Annotated in this window: 17 protein-coding genes and 2 pseudogenes; 14 read left to right on the top strand and 5 right to left on the bottom strand. The window is 72.2% G+C overall.

The features are described from left to right. Window positions 1-2 precede the first annotated feature (2 nt). From ABZ396_RS33365 to ABZ396_RS33355, 3 genes and pseudogenes are all read left to right on the top strand, one after another. Window positions 3-137 (top strand): annotated as a pseudogene (locus tag ABZ396_RS33365) (polyphosphate kinase 2 family protein); the annotation flags it as partial. 128 nt (window positions 138-265) lie between these two features. After that, window positions 266-1,087, top strand: a complete 822-nt coding sequence (locus ABZ396_RS33360; protein ID WP_358925894.1) for a polysaccharide deacetylase family protein — start codon at window positions 266-268, stop codon at window positions 1,085-1,087. Between the two features lie 18 nt (window positions 1,088-1,105). Beyond that, the gene (locus tag ABZ396_RS33355; protein WP_358925896.1) at window positions 1,106-1,288 is read left to right on the top strand and encodes a hypothetical protein; all 183 of its coding nucleotides are present in this window, start codon (window positions 1,106-1,108) and stop codon (window positions 1,286-1,288) included. Window positions 1,289-1,368: 80 nt separating this feature from the next. Here the strand turns inward: ABZ396_RS33355 and ABZ396_RS33350 are convergent. After that, window positions 1,369-1,461 (bottom strand): annotated as a pseudogene (locus ABZ396_RS33350) (ABC transporter ATP-binding protein); the annotation flags it as partial. A gap of 33 nt (window positions 1,462-1,494) precedes the next feature. Between ABZ396_RS33350 and ABZ396_RS33345 the strand changes: the two are divergent. The 6 genes from ABZ396_RS33345 to ABZ396_RS33320 all read left to right on the top strand — a co-directional run bounded on the left by ABZ396_RS33345 (window position 1,495) and on the right by ABZ396_RS33320 (window position 8,201). After that, window positions 1,495-2,211, top strand: coding sequence for a peptidyl-tRNA hydrolase (locus ABZ396_RS33345; RefSeq protein ID WP_358925898.1), 717 nt, complete (start codon window positions 1,495-1,497; stop codon window positions 2,209-2,211). A 103-nt stretch (window positions 2,212-2,314) separates the two neighbouring features. Continuing rightward, a complete protein-coding gene (locus ABZ396_RS33340) occupies window positions 2,315-3,097 on the top strand; it encodes a DUF4142 domain-containing protein (protein WP_358925900.1) in 783 nt (260 codons plus the stop codon). 122 nt (window positions 3,098-3,219) lie between these two features. Next, window positions 3,220-4,503 (top strand): DUF692 domain-containing protein, encoded by a 1,284-nt coding sequence (locus ABZ396_RS33335; protein WP_358925902.1) that lies wholly within the window; start codon window positions 3,220-3,222, stop codon window positions 4,501-4,503. Window positions 4,504-4,733: 230 nt separating this feature from the next. Then, window positions 4,734-5,522, top strand: coding sequence for a DUF4142 domain-containing protein (locus tag ABZ396_RS33330; protein WP_358925904.1), 789 nt, complete (start codon window positions 4,734-4,736; stop codon window positions 5,520-5,522). Window positions 5,523-5,618: 96 nt separating this feature from the next. Then, on the top strand, window positions 5,619-6,398 hold the full coding sequence (locus ABZ396_RS33325) for a TIGR04222 domain-containing membrane protein (protein WP_358925905.1): 780 nt from the start codon (window positions 5,619-5,621) through the stop codon (window positions 6,396-6,398). Window positions 6,399-6,551: 153 nt separating this feature from the next. Beyond that, window positions 6,552-8,201, top strand: coding sequence for an alpha/beta hydrolase (locus ABZ396_RS33320; RefSeq protein ID WP_358925906.1), 1,650 nt, complete (start codon window positions 6,552-6,554; stop codon window positions 8,199-8,201). 6 nt (window positions 8,202-8,207) lie between these two features. Here the strand turns inward: ABZ396_RS33320 and hemQ are convergent, their stop codons facing one another. Together hemQ and hemG are read right to left on the bottom strand one after the other, a co-directional pair. Then, window positions 8,208-8,939: a hydrogen peroxide-dependent heme synthase gene (gene hemQ / locus ABZ396_RS33315; RefSeq protein ID WP_358925907.1), complete on the bottom strand. Its 732-nt coding sequence runs from the start codon at window positions 8,937-8,939 to the stop codon at window positions 8,208-8,210. A gap of 5 nt (window positions 8,940-8,944) precedes the next feature. Beyond that, window positions 8,945-10,450, bottom strand: a complete 1,506-nt coding sequence (gene hemG / locus ABZ396_RS33310; protein ID WP_358925909.1) for a protoporphyrinogen oxidase — start codon at window positions 10,448-10,450, stop codon at window positions 8,945-8,947. 154 nt (window positions 10,451-10,604) lie between these two features. Between hemG and ABZ396_RS33305 the strand changes: the two genes are divergently transcribed. Further along, window positions 10,605-11,507, top strand: coding sequence for a DUF4349 domain-containing protein (locus tag ABZ396_RS33305; protein ID WP_358925911.1), 903 nt, complete (start codon window positions 10,605-10,607; stop codon window positions 11,505-11,507). A 37-nt stretch (window positions 11,508-11,544) separates the two neighbouring features. Beyond that, window positions 11,545-12,936, top strand: a complete 1,392-nt coding sequence (locus ABZ396_RS33300; RefSeq protein WP_358925913.1) for an FAD-dependent oxidoreductase — start codon at window positions 11,545-11,547, stop codon at window positions 12,934-12,936. 54 nt (window positions 12,937-12,990) lie between these two features. Here the strand turns inward: ABZ396_RS33300 and ABZ396_RS33295 are convergent, their stop codons facing one another. Further along, complete coding sequence (locus ABZ396_RS33295) at window positions 12,991-13,299, bottom strand: hypothetical protein (protein WP_358925915.1); 309 nt, start codon at window positions 13,297-13,299, stop codon at window positions 12,991-12,993. Window positions 13,300-13,417: 118 nt separating this feature from the next. Between ABZ396_RS33295 and ABZ396_RS33290 the strand changes: the two genes are divergently transcribed. Then, entirely contained in the window at window positions 13,418-14,242 is an 825-nt protein-coding gene (locus tag ABZ396_RS33290) for a rhomboid family intramembrane serine protease (RefSeq protein WP_358925916.1), read from the top strand. Between the two features lie 9 nt (window positions 14,243-14,251). Here ABZ396_RS33290 and hemE read toward each other — a convergent pair whose 3' ends face one another. After that, complete coding sequence (gene hemE, locus ABZ396_RS33285; RefSeq protein ID WP_358925917.1) at window positions 14,252-15,319, bottom strand: uroporphyrinogen decarboxylase; 1,068 nt, start codon at window positions 15,317-15,319, stop codon at window positions 14,252-14,254. 129 nt (window positions 15,320-15,448) lie between these two features. On the opposite strand from hemE, the gene ABZ396_RS33280 reads away from it, so the two are divergent. Both ABZ396_RS33280 and ABZ396_RS33275 read left to right on the top strand, forming a co-directional pair. Further along, the gene (locus ABZ396_RS33280; RefSeq protein ID WP_358925919.1) at window positions 15,449-16,120 is read left to right on the top strand and encodes a DUF3000 domain-containing protein; all 672 of its coding nucleotides are present in this window, start codon (window positions 15,449-15,451) and stop codon (window positions 16,118-16,120) included. Between the two features lie 301 nt (window positions 16,121-16,421). Further along, window positions 16,422-17,084, top strand: a complete 663-nt coding sequence (locus tag ABZ396_RS33275) for a response regulator transcription factor (RefSeq protein ID WP_123973178.1) — start codon at window positions 16,422-16,424, stop codon at window positions 17,082-17,084. Window positions 17,085-17,386 lie beyond the last annotated feature (302 nt).

Here is a 17,386-nt window from a genome sequence, read left to right as displayed (position 1 = left end):
CGACCGGCGGCAAGGGCGGCACGGTCAAGCACGTCATCGGCAACCTCGACCCGGCCGGCTGCCGTGTGCACGCCTTCAAGGCCGACCCCACCGAGGAGGAACGCCGCCACGACTTCCTGTGGCGCGTACGCCGCGCGGGGCGCCGTGACGGGACCAGCCGCCGCCCGGGTGACCCCGGCGGGTCCCGGCGCCGCGCCACCCTGAAAAACCGGACAATCCGACCTACGTTCATACGGTGATCCGACCAGTACGCCGTCTTACCGGTATGACCGCCGCCAGCGTCGCCCTGTGCGCCGCACTCGTCGCCTGCGGCACCGCCCAGGCACCCCACGCCGGCCACCCGGCCCCCGCCAGGCCCGCCCCCGCCGCCAAGCCGCCCACGCTCCCCGCGGGCCCGGGCGGCCAGGCCCCCGTCTTCTCGAACGGTCCGCGCACCCTGGGCAAGACCGTCGCCCTGACCTTCGACGCCGACATGACCGCCGACCAGGGGCCGCGCGCGGCCGCGGGCGAGCACTTCGACAACCCGGCGCTGATCGCGACCCTGCGCGGGCTGAAGGTGCCGGCCACGATCTTCATGACCGGCCGCTGGGCCGACGAGTACCCGGACCAGGCCCGCTCCCTCGGCCGCGACCCGGGCTTCGAGGTCGCCAACCACTCCTACAGCCACTACGCGTTCACCGGCGACTGCTACGGCCTGCCGACCGTCCCCGCCGCGAACATGAAGTCCGACGTGGAGCGCGCCTACGCCGCGCTGCTCAGGGCCGGAGTGCCGCACCCGATGCCGTACTTCCGCTTCCCCGGCGGCTGTTACGACCAGCGGGCGTTGCGCGCGATCGGCGCGCTCGGGGTCACCGCGGTGCAGTGGGACGTGGTGAGCGGCGACGCCTTCGCAACCGACGCCGACGCCGTGACCAAGCAGGTGCTGGACGGGGTGAAACCCGGCTCCGTGGTCGTCATGCACTGCACTCGCAGCGCCGCCCCGACCACCGAGCAGGTGGTCCGGAACGTCGTGCCCGAGTTGCGCAAGCGGGGCTTCCGGTTCGTGAAGGTGTCCCAGCTGATCGGGGAGACGCCCGGTCACCGCTGACCGTCCTACCCTGGAGATATGAGCGACGAGGGCTACTGCTCGATCACCGAGGCCGCGAAGCCGCCGAAGGCGGACGGTCCGCCTTACGCCGAGTGCGTGCTGTGCCAGGAGCCGACCGAGTACCCGGAGTCGTACAAGGGCATCACCATGTGCCCCCGGTGCGAGTGGCAGGAGGCGCAGCGGACCGCCTGCTCAGGATGAGCGGCGGCCGTTGACGACACCGGCCGCGGCGGTGAGCAGGGCCGCCGCGGCCACGGGCAGTGGCGACACCGGGATGCGGCGGGGGTGATGGTGAGGTCGACGCCTCTTGACACCCAGGGGCCGCGTATGCCGTAGCGGCGGCCTACGCGGGCCAGTTCAAGATCGCGGCGCATGGGGATATTTTCACCGCCCCTTAGGGTGATGTCGTGAGCGTTGATCCAAAGTCACCCGGCGACAGTCCCTTCCGAACCGAACCCACCGGACGCGACGAAGCACCCCAGTTCGTGTTGCCCCTGGTCGTACGGATCGAGAAGTCGGCCCCTCCGGCCCGCACCGACGCACTGGAAACCGCCGCCCGGGCCGTGCTCAGGATGCTCAGTGATCCGCGGGCTCTCGGTGACGGCGAGTGGGCCCAGGCCGTCCGGGACTGGGAGGACGCCCGGATCCGGAAGGTGGTGCGGCGGGCTCGTGGGGCCGAGTGGCGGCGGGCCGAGGCGTTGCCGGGAATCACCGTCTCGGGGAAGTCCGCCGAGGTACGGGTGTTTCCGCCGGTTCCCCTGGACGGGTGGCCCAGGGATCTGGCGAGATTGCAGGTGTCGGGGACCGAGTTGGACGATCCCGAGCCGCCCGCCGACGCCGACCGGGCGCAGGCCGTGCTGTGGCTGAACCCGGAGTTGGAGATGTCCGCCGGGAAGACGATGGCGCAGGCCGGGCACGGGGCCCAACTGGCCTGGTGGGCGCTGCCGGAGGAGGAGCGGGAGGCGTGGCGGGACGCCGGGTTCCCGCTCGCCGTGCGGACCGCCGATCCGGCCGAGTGGCCTGAACTGACGGGCAGCGGGCTGCCGTTGGTGCGGGACGCCGGGTTCACCGAGATCGCGCCGGGGTCCTGCACGGTGGTCGCCGACCATCCGGCCCTGCGCTGACGTCGGCTCCTTACCTTCCCTTGGAAACTTTGCCTTTTTTTGAACACCGCCGCCGCGCACCCGTACGTCCTGGCACTGAACCAGCGACACGGGGAGGCATCCCTTGCGGCGTTTCAACGGTGCGGCCCTGGTCCTCGTGGCCCTGGCCACCACCGTCGGCGCGCTCGCCTATCCGGTGTGGTCGTACGCCGACCGCTCCGGCACCGGGCAGGCGAACCTGGCGGCGGGAACCGTGGCCACCCAGTGGGGTCCGCTGTCCGCCGCCGACCGCGATCTGGTCGTGCGGGTCCGGCCGGCCGGGCTGTGGGAGCTGCCGGCCGGGCAGCAGGCCATCGAGCGGGCGCCGAGCGCGGCGATCAAGGAGGCCGGCGACCATCTGATCGTCGGCCACACCGACCTGGACAGGCGGGTCCGGGTCGTCGCGGCACAGCTGGGCGTCGAGCTGCCCAACGTGCCCAACGAGCAGCAGCAGGGCTGGCTCCAGGAGATGTCGGCGGCGACCGGCACGCAGTACGAGTACAAGTTCGTGAATCTGCTGCGGGCCGGGCACGGCAAGATCTTCCCGGCGATCGGGGCCGTACGGAACACCACCCGCAACAGCCTGGTACGGCAGTTGGCCTCGGACACCAACCAGACCGTGCTGGACCACATCACCGTCCTGGAGAAGACCGGGAAGGTCGACTTCGACGCCATCGCCAACGAGATCGCCAACTCCACCACGGCGAGCCCGACCGGCCCGGCCGCCCCGGTCCCTGGGCAGGTGGCGCCCTCCGCGCCGGCCGCGCAGGCCGACAGCGACATGCGGGCCACGTCCAGGCCTTCGCCCGGCGCGCCGGGCACGGTGAACACCGCGCGCCCGGAACCGGTGGACTCGGTGGGCGGATAGCCGGTCAGCTCCCCGGGGCGCGGGCCCGAACCTCAAATGTTGCTCTGAAGCGGCAGGCAATGCGGTTCACGGACGCGCCCCGGGGCCATACCCCCGTCAATCGGTGAAGGAGGGGGAGGACCATGACCCTGGAGCGGCTGGGCACGGGCATCGGCTGGCGGCCGGAGATCGCGGACGCCGTGGAACGCATGCCGGGTATCGACTGGGTCGAGGTCGTGGCCGAGAACACCTGCCCGGGTCACCTCCCCGAGTCGCTTCGGCGGCTGCGCGAGCGCGGGGTGACGGTCGTACCGCACGGTGTCTCCCTGGGCCTCGGCGACGCGGGCCGGCCGGACCAGGGGCGGCTCGCCGCCCTCGCCGAGCGGGTGGAGGCCCTCGGCTCGCCGCTGGTCACCGAGCACATCGCGTTCGTCCGCGCGGGCGGCCCGCTGACGGCCTCGCCGCTCATGGAGGCGGGCCATCTCCTCCCCGTGCCGCGCACCCGGGACGCCCTCGACGTCCTCTGCGAGAACATCCGTATCGCGCAGGCCTCGCTGCCCGTGCCGCTCGCCGTCGAGAACATCGCCGCGCTCATCTGCTGGCCGGGCGAGGAGATGACCGAGGGGCAGTTCCTGTACGACCTCGTCGACCGTACCGGGGTACGGCTGCTGATCGACGTGGCGAACCTGCACACCAACCACGTCAACCGCGGTGAGGACCCGGCCAAGGCGCTCGCCGGACTGCCCGTCGAGGCCATCGCCTATGTCCATGTCGCGGGCGGCTTCGAGCGGGACGGCGTCTGGCACGACAGCCACGCCCACCCGGTGCCCCCGGCGGTCCTGGACATCCTGACCGACCTCGCGTCCCGGGTCACGCCGCCGGGTGTGCTGCTGGAGCGGGACGACAACTTCCCCGAACCGGCCGAACTGGAGCGGGAGCTGGCGGCGATCCGGGGCGCGGTGGCGGCGGGCGGCGCGGTGACCGGCGGCGGATTGCGGCCCTCGGCGGAGCCGGCCACCTCCGAAGTGACCGACGCCACGCGGCAGCGGGTCGGGTTGGCACAGGCCGCAGTGCTGTCGTCGCTGGTCGCGGGGACGCCGGTGCCGGAGGGGTTCGACCGGGTGCGGATGGGGGTGCAGGCGCGGGCGCTGGCGTCCAAGCGGGCGGATGTGGTGGCGAAGGTGGCGCCGGAGTTGCCGGAGATCCTGGGGGACGCGTATCGGCCGGCGTTCCTGGCGTACGCCCAGCAGCGGCCGATGGCCGAGGGGTATCGGCGGGACGCGCTGGACTTCGCGGCGCGGTTGCTGAGGGACGGACGGCCCGGGGACAGGACGTCTCAGCGACGGCTGGAGGAGTGGTGGCTGGACCGGGCGGGGCCGGCACCCCGGCGGTCGGTCGTGCGGAGGGCGTTGCTGCGGCGGGGTTGAACGGGACACGGCCGGGCGGCACCCCGTAAGGGGCGCGGGGAACCACGTGACCAGCCGCACACGCCCCACACACCACATCCGGCATCCGGCATCCGGCATCCGGCATCCGGCATCCGGCATCCGGCCGAAGCCTTACCACACCCTCGGCCCGGCCCCCCGCCACATGCCCTCGGTAATATGCCAAGCCCGCGCCCGAACGTACCCTCCCGGCGTGCGGTGCAGGAGGCATCATGCGAGCGCGTCCCCGACCCCCCGTCCAAGGCCGAGGCGTATTCAGCGGTACCGGGCTGATCATCACCTGTCTCGCGGCGACCCTCGCCGCCCTGGTCTTCCCGATCTGGTCGTACGCCGACCGCTCGGACCCGACCGGCGCGGTGAACGTGCTGAGCTCCCATACCGTGTCGACCCGCTACGGCCCGCTGTCCGGACCGGACCGGGACTTCATCGTCAAGGTGCGCCTCGCCGGGCTCTGGGAGCTGCCGGCCGGGGAGATGGCGGAGCAGAAGGGCACCACCCAGGCCGTACGGACCGCCGGACAGCACCTCGTCGACGGTCACGCCGCCCTCGACGCGCACGTCCGCAACGTCGCCACCCAGCTCGGCGTGCCGCTTCCCAACCAGCCCGACGACCAGCAGCAACAGTGGCTCGCCACGCTGAGCGCGGCCCAGGGTCAGGACTTCGACCGGCAGTTCGCGAACCTCGTACGGCTGGCCCACGGCCGGGTCTTCTCCGTCGTCGCCCAGGTCCGCGCCGGCACTCAGAACACGCTGGTCCGCGAGCTCGCCGACGACGCCAACACCACCGTCCTGGACCACATCAAGGTCCTGGAGGCGACGGGGTATGTCGACTTCTCCACGCTGGCGCAGCAGTTGGCGGCCACCCCCTCCCCCGCCGCCCCGCCGCCGGTCTTCGCGCCGAGCGACGCGACCCCGGTCCTGCCGTCACCGACACCGTCGCCGTCCCTGACGTACACGCTGCCGCCCGCCGCTTCCAGCCCGCCGCCGCCCAACAGCCCTTGACCTGCGCGGGAAACGGAACGTCACAGACCGACAACACTCGGTCCGGAATATGAACAGGGCATGGCGTTTCCCAAGCCCCTGGCATAGAAACACGTCATGTTCTGGGTCCTTCTCCTGCTCCTGGCCTGGGCCGTCGCCGGCACCGCCTGCACTCGGCTGTGCCTGGCCGCCGTACGCACGGCGGCCACCGACACGGACGCGGGCCGAGGACACGATCTGACGCTCTACGAGGCCGCGTTCCTGTCCGGCGGGCCCGCGCGGGTCGCCGATCTGACCCTGGTGTCCATGGCCCGCCAACGGCGGCTGCTGCTCGCCCACACCGGCTGGGCCACCGTCGTGGACCCACGCGGGCGGGACGAGATGGAGCGTTCGGTGATAGGTGCCATCGGGCCCGATGGGCAGTCGCGGATAGCGCCGGTGCGGTCGGCGGCGGCCGACGCGGACGCCGTGCGGAGTCTCGGCGAGGGGCTGGTGCGGGCGGGGCTCGCGGTGCCGGACGCGGCGGCGCGTACGACGGTCGCGTCGGGCGTGCGCCAGGTCCGGGGCGCCGCACTCGCCGTGTTCGGCCTGGGGGCGGCCGCCCTCGTGCTGCCCGCCCCGACCGAGATGTCTCGCGACCTGGTCGCCGTGTGGTTCGCGCTGCCCCTCACCCTGACGCTGAGCTGTCTGGCCATCGCCCGGGTCGAGGTGCACCCGTACGCGCGCTGGGCCTCCCCGGCCGGGCAGCGGCTGCTGGACGTGCTGCACCGGCGGGCGAACCGCGCGGCCGACGACCACTCGCTCCTGACCTCCGTCGCCGTACGCGGCATCCGTGCGATCGGTGAACCGGAGCTGCGTGCGGCCTTCGCACACCGGGACCAGCTCCCGCGGGAGTGAACGGGGGCGTATAGGGGGCATTGGCGCCGACACCGGCCGTTGGTGCTTGCCTTCGCCGACAACCGGTCGAAATATCCCTTTTATTGCTGCCGTGCAGTCGCTGCGGTGCCGTTGCTGCCGCGCCACGCAGCGACCGCACCGAAGGGATACGCCATGAGAGCCCCCGCCCTGTATTCGGCAGCCGGGTCCCTGATTCTGACCACCCTGGCAGCCGCCCCGGCCGGGAGCGCCCCCCGCGTCCCGGACGCGGCGGCCGAACCTCGCGGTACCGCCGTGGCCGCCGCACGGGCGCGCGCGGAGGGCATCGACTTCGGCAAGTGCGCCGCCGGCCTGGGCTTCCCGAGCTCCTTCCAGTGCGGCACGCTGAGCGTCCCGCTGGACTACGCGCATCCGGACGGCAAGCAGATCAGACTGACCGTCAGCCGGGTGCGGGCCACCCACAAGGACCCGCACAACAGCAAGCGCAAGGTGCCCCGGCAGGGCAGCCTGGTCTACAACCCGGGCGGACCCGGTGCCTCCGGCATGGACTTCCCGATGGTCGGCGTACTCCCCGAGTGGAAGCGCATCGCCGCCGCCTACGACCTGGTCGGCTACGCCCCGCGCGGGGTGGACCGTTCGGCGCCGCTGTCCTGCGTGGAACCGAAGCGTTTCTTCAAGGCGCCCTCCCCGTCGCCGCTGCACCCCTCGGCGTCGTACAAGAAAGCCCGGATCGCGGAGGCGAAGGCGTACGCGCGCGGCTGTCTCAGGCGGTCCGGGAACAGGCTGAGGCACTACACCTCGCTCAACAACGCCCGTGACCTGGACGTGCTGCGCGCCGCGCTCGGCGAGAACCGGCTGACCTTCATGGGCGCCTCCTACGGCACCTACTTCGGCGCGCTGTACGCCACCCTGTTCCCCTCGCACGTACGGCGGATGGTGCTGGACTCGGCGGTGAACCCGGACCCGGCGCAGATCTGGTACCGCGACAACCTGGAGCAGTCGGCCGCGTTCGAGAGCCGCTGGGCGGACTACCGGGAGTGGATCGCCCGGCACGACGACGTGTACGGGCTCGGTGCCACGGCCGCGAAGGTGCAGGCGAGTTACGACCGGGCGAGCAGGCGGCTGGCCAAGAAGGCGGCCGGCGGGAAGGTCGGGCCGGGGCAGTTGCAGGGCGCGTTCCTGACGGCCGGGTACTACGACGACTACTGGCCGAGCCGCGCTGAGGCCCTGTCGAAGTATCTGAAGGGGGACGCGAAGCCGCTGGTCCGGCTGGCGGCGCCCACGCCGGGGACGGCCGCCGCCGCGGAGAACGGCAACGCGGTCTACACGGCCGTCGAGTGCAACGACGCGGCCTGGCCCACGGACTGGAAGACCTGGGACCGGGACAACACCCGGCTCGCGCGGGTGGCGCCGTTCGAGACCTGGGACAACGCCTTCATGAACCTGCCGTGCGCCTACTGGCCGGTGCCCCGGCAGAAGGCCCTGGACGTGCGGACCGGGCCAGGCGAGCTGCCGCCGACGCTGATCCTGCAGGCGGAGCGGGACGCGGCCACGCCGTACGCGGGCGCGCTGGAGATGCACCGGCGTCTCGCCGGGTCGGTGCTCGTGACCGAGCGGGACGCGGGCACCCATGGCGTCGGGGGCGGCCCCAACAAGTGCGTCAACGGCTATCTGGACGCCTACCTGCTGGAGGGCCGGCTCCCGGAGCGGCGGGCGTCCTGCGCGGGGCACCCTGAGCCGAAGCCGGCGGCGCCGGCCGGCCACGCCCAGCAGCAGAAGAAGAAGCTGCGGGACTCCCTGAAGGGCAAGGCCGACCAGCGCTGAGCTTCGTCAGGCGAGGCCCGCGACCAGTTCCGCGACGTCCTTGCGGCGGCCCGTGAAGAACGGGACCTCCTCGCGGACGTGCCGGCGGGCCTCGGAAGCCCGCAGATGGCGCATGAGGTCGACGATGCGGTACAGCTCGTCGGCCTCGAAGGCCAGGATCCACTCGTAGTCACCGAGCGAGAACGAGGCGACGGTGTTGGCGCGGACGTCCGGGTAGCCGCGGGCCATCTTGCCGTGGTCGGCGAGCATCCGGCGGCGGTCCTCGTCGGGCAGCAGGTACCAGTCGTACGAGCGCACGAACGGATACACGCTGACGTAGTTGCGCGGCGTCTCGTCGGCGAGGAAGGCCGGGATGTGCGAGCGGTTGAACTCGGCGGGGCGGTGCAGTGCCATGTTCGACCAGACCGGGCTGAGGGCGCGGCCCAGCCTGGTACGGCGGAAGAGGTTGTACGCCTCCTGGAGCTGGTCGCTGTCCTCGGCGTGCCACCAGATCATCACATCGGCGTCGGCGCGCAGACCGGAGACGTCGTAGGTGCCACGGACGGTCACGTCCTTGGCGGCGAGCTCGTCGAACAGGGCCTGGACCTCGTCGGCGTAGCCCGCGCGGTCCTCGGGCAGCACGTCCTTCAGCTTGAAGACCGACCACAGGGTGTAGCGGATGACCTCGTTGAGGTCCTTGGCCAGCTTGCCCTTGTTCGGGATCCGCTCGGGGGCGGTGGTGGGGGCGTCGTCACTCATGGTCCTTATTCTCCCGCTCCGCCGTGCAGGCTCTGCACCGGGTTGGCGGTGAGGCCCCGCACGGCCGCCAGGTCACCGCCCAGCTGGTCGACCGCCGCGTAGGCGCTCGCGATGCAGGCGGGGATGCCCACACCGTCGTACTGCGCGCCGCAGACCGCCAGGCCCGGGAGCTTGGCGATGTGCTCGCGGACGCGGGCCACGCGCGCGTAGTGGCCGACGGGGTACTGGGGCAGGCCGTCGGTCCAGCGGGTGACGCGGGTGGCGACGGGCGCCGCGTCGAGACCGGTGGCCTCGCGCAGGTCGTGGCGGGAGAGGTCCACGAGGTCGGCGTCGTCGCGCCGGAGGATCTCGCTCTCGCCGTACCGCCCGACCGAGGTGCGCAGGACGACGACGTCCGGGTCCTCGTCGGCGGTCCAGCCCCACTTCTGGGAGGCGAAGGTGGAGGCCTTGATGGTGCGGCCGTCGACGGGCGGCACCAGGAAGCCGCTGCCCTCGGGGAGGGCGAGGTCGACACGGCGGTAGGCCAGGGTGATCAGGGCCATCGAGGCGTACTCGACGGCGGCCAGTTCGGCCGCCGCGGCGGGCGCCTCGGCGCGCAGGAGGGCGGCGGCCACAGGGGCCGGAGCGGCGACGATCACGGCGTCCGCGCGCAGCACACGGTCACCGGCGACGACCCGCCACGCGGTGTGCGGGTGGCCCGGCTCCGCCGAACTCGGGCCGCCGACGGCGCCCCGGTCCGGTCCCACCCTGCGCAGTTCGGTCACGGGCGTGCCGGTGGCGATCTCGCCCCCGCGCGCCCGCACCGATTCGGCCACCGCGAGCGGCAGGGTGCCGACGCCGCCCTCGATGCCCATGAAGACCGGCCCGGTCTGCTGACTCGCGGCCGCCTTGGCCTGGATCTCGCGGACGGCCTCCGTCAGCGAGTCGTGCGTCCTGGCGGCCTGGTAGAGCTGCGGGACCGCCGAGCGCATCGAGATGCGGTACGCGTCGCCCGCGTAGACCCCGCCGAGCAGGGGCTCGACCAGCCGGTCGACGACCTCCCGGCCCAGCCGCCCGGCCACGTACTCCCCCACCGCCACGTCGTCGCCGATCTCCGTGCGGGGCAGGTCGGCGTCGCGCTCGACGCGGGCGAGGCCCTCCTCGGACAGCACGCCGGACAGGGCGGCGGCGGTGCCGGGGACGCCCATGACATGGCCCTTGGGCATGGGGCGCAGGGCGCCCCTGGTCCAGATCGAGGCCGTGGCGGTGGCGGGCGGCTGAAGCCGGCCGTCCAGCCCCACCTCGCGCGCGAGGGCGACCGCCTCGGGCCGGCGGGCCAGCATCGACTCCGCGCCCAGGTCGACCCGCACGCCCGCGATCTCGCCGGGCAGCAGCTTGCCGCCGACTCTCTCCGAGGCCTCCAGCACGGTCACGCGCACGCCACGCTCCAGCAGCCGGTGAGCCGCGGCCAGCCCCGCGATCCCGGCTCCGATGACGACGACCTGCCCGGTGCCCGCACCCGTTGCGCTCATGACCCCACTCTCTCAGACCCCACTGACACACCCGCCCCGGCCCGGTGACCGGGGCGCGTCCGGACCGTGACCGCATCGGAACCGTCCCGGTCAAACGTCCTGCCCCGCCCCGGCGTCGAAGGAGCGTCAGTCGTCACAACCCTCGGGGGGAACCATGCGACATCCCGTACGACCCGTCCTCGCCGGCGTCCTGCTCGCCGCCGCGCTCGTCCTCACCGGATGCAGCGCCGACGACAGCTCCAGCAGCTCCGCCGGCGACGCCCAGGCCAACGCGGGCGGCGCGGCCCAGGAGGCGGCGGGGTCGGCAGGCGCCAAGGACAGCGGCGGCAGGAGGACGGAGAAGAAGACCCCCGACCTCACCGCCGGCCACATCATCCGCACCGCCTCCCTGACCGTGCAGGTCAAGGACGTGCCCAAGGCCCTCGACGAGGCCCGCACCACGGCCGGGAACGCCGGCGGCTACGTCGGTGACGAGACCACCACCCGCGACTCCCAGGGCCACGAGCGCACCCGGGTGGTGCTACGTGTGCCCACCGAGAGGTACGACGAGGTGCTCACCGGCCTCCAGGGAGCGGGCAAGCTGCTCGACCGCACCGCGAAGGCACAGGACGTCACCGACCAGGTGGTGGACGTGGACAGCCGCATCAAGTCGCAGCGGGCCAGTGTGGCCCGAGTCCGCGAGCTGATGGACCGGGCGACCAGGCTCAGTGACGTGGTCACCCTGGAAGGGGAGTTGAGCGGCCGGGAGGCCGACCTGGAGGCGCTGCTCGCGCAGCAGGCGTCCCTGAAGGACCGCACCGGCCTGGCCACCATCACGCTGTCGCTCACCCAGACGCCGGTGGTGAAGGCCGCGAAGGACGACACGCCGGGGTTCGTGGACGCGCTGTCCGGCGGCTGGCATGTCTTCGTCACCATGCTGCGCTGGATCGCCTTGGCGCTGGGCGCGGCCCTGCCGTTCGCGGCGCTCGCGGCCCTTGTCGCGTTCCTGTGGTGGCGGGTGGTACGCCGGCGCCGCACGCCCGGCGGTGAAAGCCGTCTACCTGGCAGTGAGACCTGAGCAAACCCGAAATTCCGTCGCCCCGTAGCGTGTTCGCATGGACATGAGCGGTGGACGGGAACGACTGGTCGTGATCGGCGGGGACGCCGCGGGAATGTCCGCGGCGTCCCAGGCGCGCCGGCTGCGGGGACCGCAGGAGCTGGAGATCGTGGCCTTCGAACGCGGCCACTTCAGCTCCTACTCGGCGTGCGGCATCCCCTACTGGGTCGGCGGTGACGTGGAGGAACGGGCCCATCTGATCGCCCGCACGCCCGAGGAGCACCGGTCGCGGGAGATCGATCTGCGGATGCGCACGGAGGTCATGGAGATCGACGTGGCGGGCAAGCGGGTACGCGCGCGTGACGTCGATTCCGGCGCCGAGTCCTGGACGTCGTACGACAAGCTCGTCATCGCGACCGGCGCCCGCCCGATCCGCCCCGACATGCCGGGCACGGACGCGCCGGGGGTGCACGGCGTGCAGACCCTCGACGACGGTCAGGCCCTGCTCGACACGCTGGCACGCACGCGTGGCCGTCGCGCGGTGGTCGTCGGCGCCGGCTACATCGGCGTCGAGATGGCCGAGGCGATGATCAACCGGGGCTACGAGGTGACGGTCGTCAACCGCGGCAGCGAGCCCATGTCCACGCTCGACCCGGACATGGGCCGCCTGGTGCACGAGGCGATGGCGGGCCTCGGTATCACCATGGTCAACGACGCCGAGGTCACCAAGCTGCTCACCGGCCACGACGGCAGGGTCCGCGCGGTGGCCACGGAGGACGGCGAGTACCCGGCGGACGTGGTGGTCCTGGGCATCGGCGTGCGCCCGGAGACGCACCTCGCCGCGGCGGCGGGCCTGCCCCTGGGCCGCCGTGGGGGCCTGTTGACCGACCTGGCGATGCGGGTGCGCGGTCACGAGGACATCTGGGCGGGCGGCGACTGCGTGGAGGTCCTGAACCTGGTCTCGGGCCAGGAGCAGTACGTCCCGCTGGGCACCCACGCCAACAAGCACGGCCAGGTCATCGGCACCAACGTGGGCGGCGGATACGCAACCTTCCCGGGGGTCGTCGGCACGGCGGTGAGCAAGGTCTGCGACCTGGAGATCGCCCGCACCGGCCTGCGCGAGAAGGACGCCCTGCGCGTGGGCCTCCAGTTCGAAACGGTCACCATCGAGTCCACGAGCCGCGCCGGCTACTACCCCGGCGCGAACCCGATGACGGTCAAGATGCTCGCGGAACGCCGGACCGGCCGCCTTTTGGGCGTGCAGATCGTCGGGCGGGAGGGCGCGGGCAAGCGGGTCGACATCGCGGCCGTGGCCCTGACGGCGGAGATGACGGTGGAACAGATGACGGCCCTGGACCTGGGTTACGCACCGCCGTTCTCACCCGTGTGGGACCCGGTACTGGTCGCGGCGAGGAAGGCGGCCACGAAGGTACGCGACGGGACTTCCTGACAGGGGGTGCGACCAGCCACAGCGCGCCCGCACCCGCGCCCCCGCGACGCGTTCTCAAGCCGTCCCGCTGATCCGCGGCAACGAGGTCACCCCGGCACCGCCCGGCGCAGCCGCAGCGGCCACGGCCGCCTGCTCCGCCCCCGGCCGGGCGTGCGCGGCCACCGGCCGAGTCGACCGCAGCCGGTTGCTCACGGCCTCGTCCAGCGTCACCGGCCGCTGCATCTGCGCCGCCAGCCGCCCCGCCTCCTGACCGAGCCGTGCCACGTCCTCCCAGGGAAGACGCACGACAAGGGAGATCTCCGCCTCACCGTCCGGCAGGGCCTGCATGGGAGGGACTCCCTGAGAAGCAATCCGCTCGTTCATCGCCTGATCCTCACGTCGCCTGAAGCTCGTCGGTCACAAGGACATACGCACCGGCGCGTGCGGACGTTCACCAGGTCGCCCGTGCTTCGGCCGCCCCCTCCCTGGGCACTAGTCAGCTGTGGTCATCCCTGTCCATGACGTGAACCCGGTGCGTCGCACGCCGTACGTGACGTACGCGCTCATCGCCGCGAACGTGCTCGTGTTCCTCCTCACGCCCGGCATGGCCGGTTCCCTGACGGGCGGCAGCGACCTGGCGCAGCTGTGCCATCTGCAGGCCTTCATGGAGCACTACGCCGCGGTCCCCCGAGAGCTGATCCACCATCAGGCACCTCAGCTGGTCCCGACGGGCCAGGTGGGCATCGGCCAGAACGGCCCCGGCTGTGTCGTCGGCCCGCCCTCCTACGACAAGTCGCCGGAGCTCTCCGTGTTCACGGCGATGTTCGTGCACGGCAGCTGGCTGCACCTGCTGGGCAACATGCTGTTCCTGCTGATCTTCGGCAACAACGTCGAGGACCGGATGGGCCACATCCGGTACTTCCTCTTCTACGTCGTCTGCGGCTACGCGGCCGGCTACGGCTTCGCGCTCCTCAACCCCACCTCGGGGGACCCGCTGATCGGCGCGTCCGGCGCGATCGCCGGCGTCCTGGGCGCCTATCTCGTCCTCTATCCGAAGGCCAGGGTCTGGGTACTGGTCCCGTTCCTGATCTTCCTGCCGCTGCGGCTGCCGGCCTGGCTGGTGCTGGGGTTCTGGTTCGTGCTGCAGGCCGTGTACTCGTCCGGCGAGGGCGTCTCCGACGCCGGCACCGTGGCGTACGCGGCGCATATCGTCGGCTTCCTCGTGGGCATGCTGCTGGCCTGGCCGCTCAAGCCGGGCACCCCCCCGCCGCCGGAACCGCGCCGCCTGCTGTTCGGCAGGCGGGCCCGGCCCCGGCACACCTGGTAGCGGACCGGGTCAGCGGGCCGTCTCGGTGTGGACGTACTCGACCAGCCGGGTCAGCGCGTCCGGGTCGGTGGACGGCATCACGCCGTGGCCGAGGTTGAAGACATGGCCTTCGAGACCGGCGGCCGCGTCGATCACCTCGCGCGTCTTGGCCTCGACGGCCTCCGTGCCGGCGAACAGGACGGTCGGGTCGAGGTTGCCCTGGAGCGCCTTGCCGGGGCCGACGCGCCGGGCGGCCTCGTCGAGCGGGACGCGCCAGTCGACGCCGACGACGTCCGCGCCGGCCTCGCCCATCAGGTTCAGCAGCTCACCGGTGCCGACGCCGAAGTGGATGAGCGGGACGCCGTACCCGGAGACGGCCTCGAAGACCTTCGCGGAGGCGGGCAGCACCGAGCGCCGGTAGTCGGCGGGGGCCAGCGCGCCGGCCCAGGAGTCGAAGAGCTGGACGGCCGAGGCGCCGGCCTCGATCTGGACCCTGAGAAACGCGGCCGTGATGTCGGCGAGGCGGTCGAGCAGGTCGGCCCAGAGCTCGGGGTCGCCGAACATCATCGCCTTGGCGTTCTCGTACGTGCGCGAGGGGCCGCCCTCGACGAGATAGCTCGCGAGGGTGAACGGGGCGCCCGCGAAGCCGATCAGCGGGGTCGGGCCGAGCTCGCGGGTGAGCAGGCCGATCGCCTCGGTGACATAGGAGACGTCCTCGGGGGTGAGGTCGCGGAGCTGGGCGAGGTCGGCGCGACTGCGGACCGGGTGCTCGACGACCGGGCCGACGCCGGGCTTGATGTCGAGTTCGACGCCGATGGCCTTGAGCGGGACGACGATGTCGCTGTAGTAGACCGCCGCGTCCACGTTGTGCCGACGGACGGGCTGGAGCGTGATCTCGGCGACCAGCTCGGGTCGCGTGCACGACTCCAGCATCGGGATGCCCTCGCGCACCTTGCGGTACTCCGGCAGCGAGCGCCCGGCCTGCCGCATGAACCACACGGGGGTGTGCGGCACGGATTCACGCCTGCACGCCTTCAGGAAGGCACTGTCGTACGTCGCTGTCGGCTGCTGGCCCGTGGGGCTTCCGTTCGCACTCACGACGGCAAGTCTCGCACGCGCCCGAAGCCGGCGTGGCCGCGGCCCGTGTGGCGCCTCGGCCGGGGCCTCGGGTGGGGTAGGTGGTGTCTCTCCCTGCACGAAGGCGTCGTTCCCCTTACTCTTCCCCGCATGGCTGCGGCTCAGGGACGACTGTCGGACGGCGGGATGGGCGAGGAGAAGGGCACCGGGGAGGGCGAAGGACATACGGGGAGTACGGCGCCGCCGGCCTTCCGGGCCGCGGTCGACGCGCTGCGCGGCGCACGGCTGCGGCCGCAGGTCGAGGTGGAGCCGACACCCGCCCCGCAGCGTCTCGCCCCGTTCGCGTACGCCGTGGAGGCGGCGGTGGTCGACGGCGAGCAGGACCTCGCCGACGGCCGTCTGGTACTGCTGCACGACCCGGCCGGGCACGACGCCTGGCATGGGACGTTCCGGCTGGTCACGCTGGTGCGCGCGGAGCTGGAGCCGGAGATGGCGGCCGATCCGCTGCTGCCGGAGGTCTGCTGGTCGTGGCTCACCGGCGCACTCCAGGCGCGCGGCCTGTCGTACGGGGAGCCGAGCGGGACCGTCACACGGGCGAGTTCGCACTACTTCGGCGGGCTGTCCGAGCGCCCCGCCGCCTCGCAGATCGAGATCCGGGCTTCCTGGACGCCCCGGGAGGGCCGCGCCGGGGTCCCGGACACCGCCGGGCACCTCGCCTCGTGGTGCGACCTGCTGGCGCAGATCGCGGGACTGCCGCCGGCCGCCCCCGGCGACGCCTCGGTGGTCACGCTGCCGCAGCGCCGCGACCCGCAGGCACGCTAGGCGCTCTCTCTTCCGTCATTGATCGAGGACCCGTCCACCCGGGTCCCGTCGACTCACCCTTCATTGACCATCTCTTTGTCGATACGGCCACTTTCAGTCCCGTACGACAACGGCCCGAACCGATTCGATCTTCGGATGATCGATCGCGTGTCCGAATTGCACGTATTGTTACTCACCAGATCGTGATCATTCTCTAAAGGCGGACGGGTTTGGTGCCGAAGACGACTGTGACCTTGAAAGCACGGTTCGTCCCGGCTTCTTCCCCCACAAGCCGGCCCCGTCCCCCACCCCAGGAGGCCTGGTGTCCGTTCTCCTCGAGCAGCCCGCAAGCCTGGTCGCCTACCGCCCGAACAAGCCCACCGCCATGGTGGTCGTGGCCGACCCGCGTGTCCGCTCCACCGTCACCCGCCACCTGTGGGCGCTCGGCGTGCGCGATGTCATCGAAGCCTCGTCCATCGCGGAGGCTCGTCCCCGCATCGGCAACCCCCGCGACATCTGCGTCGCCGACGTCCACCTCCCCGACGGCTCCGGCCTGACCCTCCTGTCGGAGACCCGCGCCGCGGGCTGGCCCAACGGCCTGGCGCTGTCCGCCGCCGACGACATCGGCGCCGTGCGCAACGCCCTGGCCGGCGGGGTCAAGGGCTACGTCGTCACCGGCACCCGCACCAACATCGGGCTCCCCACCCGACCGGGCGCCGCCCCCATCGGCTCCGCCGCCGCCCGTATGCACCGCCGCCCCCCGGGTGCCCCGAGTCACCCGGGCGGCTACCGCGAGCTCTCCGGCCGTGAGGTCGAGGTGCTCCGGCTGGTCGCGGAGGGCCAGTCGAACAAGGCGATCGGCGTCTCCATGGGTCTGTCCGCACTCACAGTCAAGAGCCACCTCGCCCGTATCGCCCGCAAGCTCGGCACCGGCGACCGTGCCGGGATGGTCGCCGTCGCCCTGCGCACCGGCATCATCCACTGACCGGTCGTCAACTGACCGGCCGTCCACCGATCGGTCAGTCACCGTTCGTCGGCTACTGACTGGTCGGTCACCGACCGGTCGTGCGTTCACCGACGTGAACCGGATCGGCCGCTGGTCCACTGTCGCGTCATCCCCCGGTTGTCCCCCGTTCGTGGACCTGGTCTTTCACCGAACTGACTGGTTTACGACCCTCCGGCGCCCGTCGACGGAACGTTCCGTCGACGGGCGCCCGGCCCCACAAGATAACCCGGAGAGTTGGGCGACCCCCAACAGACCGCCGCCCACAAATGAAATCGCACCAC

Source organism: Streptomyces sp. NPDC005866 (genome assembly GCF_040629895.1).
Classification (GTDB): domain Bacteria; phylum Actinomycetota; class Actinomycetes; order Streptomycetales; family Streptomycetaceae; genus Streptomyces.
Note: the sequence above shows the minus strand (reverse complement) of the source record. Positions and strands in the feature narration are given on the sequence as shown.